At 43.0% G+C, this 8,330-nt stretch carries 5 protein-coding genes; 3 read left to right on the forward strand and 2 right to left on the reverse strand.

Annotated features, from left to right (window positions below; genetic code table 11):
• Positions 1–13 precede the first annotated feature (13 nt).
• Both KE626_RS25445 and KE626_RS25450 read right to left on the reverse strand, forming a co-directional pair.
• Positions 14–1,489 (reverse strand): hypothetical protein, encoded by a 1,476-nt coding sequence (locus KE626_RS25445; RefSeq protein ID WP_211975832.1) that lies wholly within the window; start codon positions 1,487–1,489, stop codon positions 14–16.
• A 455-nt stretch (positions 1,490–1,944) separates the two neighbouring features.
• Positions 1,945–2,892, reverse strand: coding sequence for a GlxA family transcriptional regulator (locus KE626_RS25450; RefSeq protein WP_211975833.1), 948 nt, complete (start codon positions 2,890–2,892; stop codon positions 1,945–1,947).
• An 85-nt stretch (positions 2,893–2,977) separates the two neighbouring features.
• Between KE626_RS25450 and KE626_RS25455 the strand changes: the two genes are divergently transcribed.
• From KE626_RS25455 to KE626_RS25465, 3 genes are all read left to right on the forward strand, one after another.
• Positions 2,978–3,952, forward strand: coding sequence for a quinone oxidoreductase family protein (locus tag KE626_RS25455; protein WP_211975834.1), 975 nt, complete (start codon positions 2,978–2,980; stop codon positions 3,950–3,952).
• Between the two features lie 173 nt (positions 3,953–4,125).
• Positions 4,126–5,274: a Kelch repeat-containing protein gene (locus KE626_RS25460; protein ID WP_211975835.1), complete on the forward strand. Its 1,149-nt coding sequence runs from the start codon at positions 4,126–4,128 to the stop codon at positions 5,272–5,274.
• A gap of 211 nt (positions 5,275–5,485) precedes the next feature.
• Entirely contained in the window at positions 5,486–8,053 is a 2,568-nt protein-coding gene (locus KE626_RS25465) for a TonB-dependent receptor (protein WP_211975836.1), read from the forward strand.
• Positions 8,054–8,330 lie beyond the last annotated feature (277 nt).

Raw genomic sequence — 8,330 nt, forward strand, 5'->3', positions numbered from 1 at the left:
TTATTTTAAGGTGTTATCTGAAGAATACTTTCTGAAAAGGTACTGTTGCCGAGATACCGATCTGTTTTTGTTGCCATACGGATTTGCCCAACTGCTGTGTATCTGTCATATCGTCAAAGGCCAAAAACAATTCAAAGTTTACATTTGATTTATCATCAGAAGAATCCAGGAACCGGAACAGCAGTCCCACATGTGTGTTATAAACAGGGAGCCGCGTTTTTGCAAATTCGCTGTGCGCAGTTATGTTTACTCCCCAGAATTGGCTACGGCCCAACATGCCAGTCATCTGAAGACCGAATTTATGCACCCAGAGCCGGGAGAAAGTGGTTCCGCTTATATCCCGTAACTTCTTATCAGTGGAAAACTGATAGATCGTATCATTCTGGGTATTGTTATGTAAAGTCGTTAAAGTAGATTCTCTCAGGTCATCAAAATTATTAGTATTGGCTGCAGTATAACTTATATTCCAGTAAAAGGAGTTGAGGCCGTTAAGCCCAATGGCTTTTGTCCATGATGGCAGTCTTTGCCAGAACCAATTATATCCAACACTAATTGAAAATCCATCAAACGGGCGATTTTCAACTCTCTTTGAAAAAACCAAAGTGCTATCATAAGTACTGTAATCAAAATGCTGGTAAGCTCCACTGGTAGTAAGCCAGCTTAAAGTGAAACTTGTCACGCCATCAGTCAGTAATTCCCTGTTCACTATCATATCATCGGCATTGCTTATAACTTTCTTAGCCCGTTTGTTGATAAGGGATCGTTTTGTAGTTGTATCTATTTCTTTGAGTTGTTCAATTAACTTATCGCGCTCGTCCAGCATATCCAGTAATTGTTGTTGCTGAGCCAGGGTGCGTTGCGTATCGGGCGTGGCACGCATCTCTGCATTGAGCCTGGCAACTGTTGCTTTGGCTTGCTCCAGCTTAATTAATGTAACACTTAACAAAGCCGGATTTCTTTCCGTGTACAAGCTGCCTATACTATCCCAAAATTCTCTTCGCTTTTGCAGATTGAGGTCTCTTGCCTCTGTGTCATACCTCAGGTGTTTCTGCGTGGCAAATAAATAGGAATGCGTAAAAAAGAATTGTGTTCCCGCAGTTGGCTTTTTGCCGGAAAACAAGGTACCGGTATTATCGCTGATATTCAAGGCTGTTCCTATGCTAAAAATCGAATTACTTGTCTTTTTTGATAACGTAAGATTCAATTTCGTTTGATTATCACTAATCTTTATCGAAGCTGAATTACCTTGGATAAAGGATTCCTGGCCATTGGCAAGAAGCGTAAAATACCTGTCAAAGAAATGGTCAAAGGCCTGGGGAGAAAAAATATGTTGAGAATCCCTTGCAATCTGGGCGTACTTACCAGGAAGTTGTCCCTGAATTTTTTGCGTCAGGTTATCCATACTCTTTTCAACCAGGTCTGCTCTTTCCTGTGCCTTTACATGCAGGCAAGAGATAACTATTGCGGCAAAAAAGTAAATCTTTTTCATATTGGTTATTATGGGATAAGTGTTAATAATCTGTTCATAGTTGAAAAATTGGGGTACATCAAACCAGGGGCACATTCTTCTGCAAGAAATTCAGTTTATTTATTCCCCAAACAAAAAGTTCAGTGAAAATCAGTACCGGGAAAACACTGTTTTTCTACCCAAGAAACGGAGGACTCCCCGTAGGTATGCCGTTCAATAACATCAAAGGTTGTAATAGGATCATCTGAAATCTTTACCAAAACTACTGCGGTGCTAGCTAGCCGACAATGGGATTAACCTCATAAATCAGGGGGGTGATTTCCCCCCTGCCAACAGATATTTTTGAAATTTATTATAAAGGTCTTCCGAACATCCTTAGGAGTTAAATAATTGGAGTTAAAAAATCGTCGGAACTGACTGTAACTGCATTCAAGATGCCTTAACCAAATTCAGATCACGTTAACATATTCCAGCCCTCACCTTCCTGTTTCCCTGCGGAACTCCCCGGGTGTCATACCTGTGGTAACAGAAAAGAGGCGGGAGAAAGAAGCCAGGTCGGAGTATCCCACCCGGTAGCAGATTTCAGAAATACTGAGCGCCGTTTCTCCTAATAATTTCTTTACTATTTCTATTCGTTTTTCCTGTATCCATTTACCGGGACTCGTATCCAATTCTTCCCGAAACTTGCGTGATAGCGTCCGGGACGACATGCCCATTTGCCGGGACAGGAAATCCAGGTTCAATATGTCCAGGTCGTCTTTCAGTATCTTGTTGAGCTGTTTTTCAAAACTGCCGTTCACGTCAGTAGCCGGAATCTCATAAGGGCTTTGAAACTCGCGTGCAGGAGGGAGTACCATTATTTTCCGTACACGTTTCAACTCCTTTGCAAAACCCAGATCCGTTAGCAGGGTAGTAATCAATTCCAGCCCGGCAAAGCCGCCACCGGAAGTGTAGATATTTCCCTGCTTCACTATAATCCTGGATGGCTCCCAGCGTACTGCCGGAAATTGTTGTTGTACTACTCCTTTCAACCACCACGAAATAGTGGCCCGCTTGCCATCCAGTACACCATTGGCCGCTAAAAGATAAGGGGCGCCGCAGGTAGCCGCTATAACAGCGCCGCGCCGCTGCGCAGCTTTAATAAATGGCGCTGCCTGTTTGGCCTCTGCAGCCAGTAAATGAATTCCGGGAGTAACCTGCGCTCCTGCGCCTGTTAATAAGATCAGGACATCTGCTTTTTTTGCAGGTTTTGTTCCTGCATTAAAAGAGATGGCAGAACGTGAAACAGCGTGTGCATGTTTGGATACAAACTCAAAAGTAAAAACCTCTGATCCGTTCACCTCATTCACCGCCTGCAATATTTCAACGACGCTGGCGGCAATCGCCGCATAAAAACCGGAAGGTAAGTAGATCACAAAATGCATATGTCCATTTTTGCATAGTATTTGTCAGATAAGACATATCAAAAATAGGAAATGTCTGGTAATATTGCTGCTCAAACAATCAGTTATGCAAGCAATAACATTTAACCGCATCGGTGCGCCGGAAGAAGTGCTCCAGTTATCTGAAGTATCTATACCCGCTATAAAAGATAATGAAGTATTAATAAGAACGACCGCCGCCTCCATTAATCCGGGAGATTTTCTATTTATTCAAAACCTGTACCCGGAGCCTAAAAAACCTGTATTTCCATTGCAGATTGCCGGCAATCACGGCTCCGGTATTATTGAAAAAGTGGGGAAAGATGTATCGCTGCAACCAGGCAGCCATGCAGCATTCAGCTATTACAACACCTGGGCGGAGTATGTGGCAGTTCCGGCGGAGTGGTTGATTCCATTACCAGCAGAGTATCCAGCTGAATTGGGCAGCCAGTTTGTAAATCTCATCACGGCATGGGACCTGCTGAAGCAATCAGGTGTTAAGCCAGGACAGTGGTTGGTACTGACTGCCGGTAATGCTGCCGTATCAAAATTGGTGGCTCAGCTGGCGAAACAACAAGGCATACCTGTTATTTCCATTGTGCGTAGCGTTAAACAAGCGCAGTTACTGGAATCGCTGGGCGCCACTGTAGTAATAGATCTTTCGGTAGAACGGGAAAATGTCACACAACGCATTATGGAAATCTCCGGCAATAAAGGCGTAAAGGGTATCATTGACAATGTGGGCGGCCCGGTAACCGGAGAATTGCTCAGGTGCGTTGACTTTGACAGCAAATTAATTATCAATGGCGGTATGAGCGCAGAGAAATATACACTTCATAATTTCGACGTGCTGTTAAAAGGTCTCCAGATTCAATCACACGTATATCGCTACTTTTTCACACCGCCGCTTCCTGAAGATGTTGCCACACTGAAAGAAATCGCAGCAATATCTGCCAATTTTGCCTCAAATGTTTCGGGGATACATGCGCTGGAAGATTTCAAAACAGCCATCGAAGAGAGCATCCGCTTTCCAGAGAAAGGAAAACAAATTTTCAAAATGTAGCAAAAAAAGACCTTGGGCTTACCACCGGCTCACTCATTTCCTCCGTCCGCTAAACGGCGTTTCCCTATATAGTGTTGTTTTATAGCTTTGACTCAATATCATTCGGCACACCTGTAATAGGTGCCTTATTCCGGTAGTCAGCTCCAATTTCACCCCTGTATAAATGCGCTCATATGAAAACAAGTTTTCTTTTTGGTATATTATTGCCATTAACCTTCGCCATAGCGGGTTGCAGCAAGAAACCGGCTCCCGGGCCAGACCCTGGTCCTGGCCCGGGTTCAGGAAACGAAAAAATTGAACATGTTGGCACAACACAGCTTTCAGCGCCCAGAAAAGAGCTGAAGGCTGCAGCAGCAGGCACTAAAATCCTGTTCGCCGGAGGAACTTATAGTCTCAATCAACCGAATACGGTTGATATTTATGATGTAACCACAAATACCTGGACAACCTCAACACTCACCACACCGAGAATAGAACACGCCATGACTGCTTTTGGCAACAAGATATTCATTGCCGGAGGATGGGCGCCTTATAGCGGTATCAATGTAACTAACAGTGTTGAAATATATGATGTAACTACCGGAAAATGGGCATATCAGGCGCTGAGCAGTCCGCGTATCTCCCTGGCTGCAACAAGTCTGCAGAACAAAGCATTCTTTGGCGGAGGTGGCACCCTTGATAAGGACGGAGTTTGTTGTATTGTTTCAGACAGGGTGGATATTTATGACCTATCTACCGGGAGTTGGTCAAAGTCAGCGCTAAGTATTCCCAGGGATCACCTGGCTGCAGCTGCCATTGGTAATAAGGTCTTATTTGCCGGAGGATATGGCCACTCAAATCAAACAGGTGGCTTCTTCTCCAGCAGGGTCGACATATACGACATCACCACAGGAAAATGGTCTATTGCTGAATTAAGCGAAGCCAGAGATCATCTGTACGCGGCCGCCGCGGGAAACAAAATTTTATTTGCCGGAGGACGGAATTCCAATTCATCCACCGCCGAATCCAAGATCGTCGATATCTATGATGTATCTACCGGTAAATGGTCCACGAGTGCGCTCAGTGAAGACAGACAAGGCACGGCAATAGCAGTCATCGGCAACAAAATCCTGGTTGCAGGAGGCTATTCCAACAAATCAGCGAAGCACCTGAGCAGCGTTGATGTTTATGATGTTTCTAGCGGCAAATGGGACAAGCTTGAGCTCAGTGAAGCCAGAATGGATGGCGCCGCCGCCGGCATTAAGAACAAACTACTTGTAGGTGGTGGATTCGCAGAAGTCGGCTTTTCCAAAACAGTGGATATCTTTGGGTTGACTGATTGAAAATCGGAACCATAATAAACAACATCGGTATCCAGGCCTGACAAAACCGGTCTTTTCTACTGCCGACTTCGAACATATCCGGGCTGAGCGTATCTGCAACAGGAGCATGATAACCATCGGAGGATAGTTCAACAGAAAACAAATAACTTGATAGTTATATTTTTTTTAGCTTAGCGTTATATATTATAAAACATAACGCTAAAATTTTTTCATGAGAATATTTTTTACGCTATATATCTGCATTGTTACCGTTTCGCTTTATGGCCAGGATAACCTATCCAGGAAAAATGAAGGAAATGATACGTTAAAAACGAAAAACCTGGATGAAGTAATTGTTTCGGCGTCAAGAATGTACGAGAAATTATTGGAATCCCCGGTAAGCGTGGAAAAGATCAATCGGCAATATTTTAACGCCAATGCGGCGCCTTCATTCTTTGATGCGCTGCAAAGTATAAAAGGCGTACAGATGATTGCGCCAAGCATGAGTTTCCGGGTGATCAATACCAGGGGATTTACCAACACTACCAATGTGCGTTTTGCCCAATTGATTGACGGAATGGATATCCAGTCGCCTCACATAGGCGCACCAGTAGGAAATGCATTAGGTCCCACAGACCTCGACATTGAAACCGTGGAGATAGTGCCAGGTTCAGCGTCTGCCTTGTACGGCATGAATACCATCAATGGTATGGCCAATTTTTTTACCAAAAATCCCTTTAACAGCGAAGGAATAAGTATTCAGCAAAAAACCGGGATAAACCATCTCAACGATGCCGGGACCGGCGCCAAATTATTTTCTGAAACGACCATCCGGATTGCACAGGTACTTTCCAGGCAATTTGCATTTAAAGTAAATGCCGCATTGAGTAAGGGTTATGACTGGGTTGCAGATGATCATAGCGACCTCAATGCTACTGCTAACAGCAGTATTGGATTAACCGGTGCTACCAACCCGGGCATGGACCCTGTAAACAGTTACGGAAATGAATCCTCCAACAGACGGACGTTACCATTGCAAACCAAAAATTATGTTGTGGCCAGAACTGGCTATTACGAAAAAGAGATAGCTGATTATTCATTGCAGAACATAAAAGCAGATGTCGGATTGTACTATAAATTAAAAGAAGATAAAAATATTACCTATACTTATCACGTAGCCGATTTCAATACCGTTTACCAACGGGCTAACCGTTTTCGGCTGCAGAACTATATTTTGCAGCAACATGGTTTGGAATACGCTTCTCCATCTATAAAAGCTAAGGCATATATTAATATTGAAAACACCGGCGATTCTTATAATATTCGGTCAATGGCAGAAAATATTGATCGCTCCTATAAGCCTGATGATAAATGGTTTACCGATTATACCACAAGCTTCAACAACGCTACTGCCCAGGGAGTAGCTACTGAACAGGCTCTCCACACAGCCCGTTTATTCGCAGATCAGGGAAGACCACAACCGGGTACGCCGGCATTCAACAATTCGCTTGACAAGTTACAACATATCAATAACTGGGATAGTGGTGCTGCATTGGAGGTGAAAGCTAGCTTATTGCACGCTGAAGCCCAAGTGGACCTGACAGAACGTTACTTACCTGTTATAAAAAAGAAAGCAGGTATAGAATTGCTTACCGGAGTAGACACGAGGACATATTTAATCAAGCCGGATGGTAATTATTTTATTAATCCGGTTCCCGGCAAAGGTGAAAAAAATCTTATTTATAAAAGATATGGAGGTTTTTTGTCGGTTAGCAAGAGTTTGTTGGATAATAAGCTAAAAGTGGGTAGTGTTATACGCGTTGATAAGAATGACTATTTTGATATCAAAATGCACATGCGCTTTAGTGCTGTGTATTCAGTTTCATCTGACCAGCATATCCGGTTGTCATACCAAGATGGCTACCGTTATCCCAGTATTTTTGAAGCATTTTCCAACGTAAACAGTGGAGGCGTAAAAAGAGTAGGCGGGCTACCTGTGATGTCCAGCGGTATTTTTGAGCATTCCTGGCTAAAGTCCTCTATTGACAATTTCCAGGCGTCTGTTAACAAGGATATTAATACCCTGGGCCTGACGAAAAATGCTGCTATAGAAAAGAACAGAAATCTGCTCAGGAAAAATGACTACACTTATCTTGATCCGGAACATGTAAAATCACTGGAAACAGGCTATAAGGGATTCTTTGATAATAGAAGACTATTTGTGGATATCGACTTTTATTACAACAAATACAGTTCATTCATTGCACAGGTGGAGATGAGTGTTCCTAATACGGGTACGCTGGATTCTGTTCCTTATGCACTGTATGATAAAAAAACACAGGGCCGCTACCGTATGTGGACTAATTCCAAAACAACTGTTTACAATTATGGAGTTGGAGCCAGGTTAAAATATGATTTCAACAAAGGTTATACGGTAGATGGCAATCTATCTTATGCAAAGCTCAACAAAAAAAGCGCAGATGATGGCCTGGAAGATGGATTTAATACACCGAAATGGGCATCCAACATCTCAATTACCAATGCACATCTCTTTGGGAATATAGGTATGGGTATCAGCTACCGGTGGCAGGACAGCTATTATTGGCAATCATTTCTGGTAAACGGGGATGTACCTGCAAATTCTGCACTTGATGCGCAGGTGGGTTACCTGTTTCCCAAACTGGCATTTAGCATAAAAGTCGGCGCCACTAACCTTCTGAATCACTATGCTACTTCCTTCCTCGGAGGTCCGCAGGTAGGCGGCTTTTATTATACAACAGTTACATACGGTCTAAAATGAACAATGTACTCACATTAACGAAAAATATGGCGATAAACATCACGTTATTCGGTAGACTCACAGGCATAACCGGCACAGGAAGCTTTACTGATATACGTGACACAAATGAATTAATAAGTAACTGAAAGAAAAATCCCGCTTTAGTTGAATAAACTAAAGCGGGATTTTTTTGTTTATCAACTAACTAAAAACATTATTACAAATAAAAGCACCAAAGCCCTTGCCAGCAATACTTACATGAATATTTAGTAACTTCTTATCTAAAGTTCTTTATAAG

Origin of the sequence: Chitinophaga hostae (genome assembly GCF_018224885.1) — a bacterium.
Taxonomy (GTDB): Bacteria; Bacteroidota; Bacteroidia; order Chitinophagales; family Chitinophagaceae; genus Chitinophaga; species Chitinophaga hostae.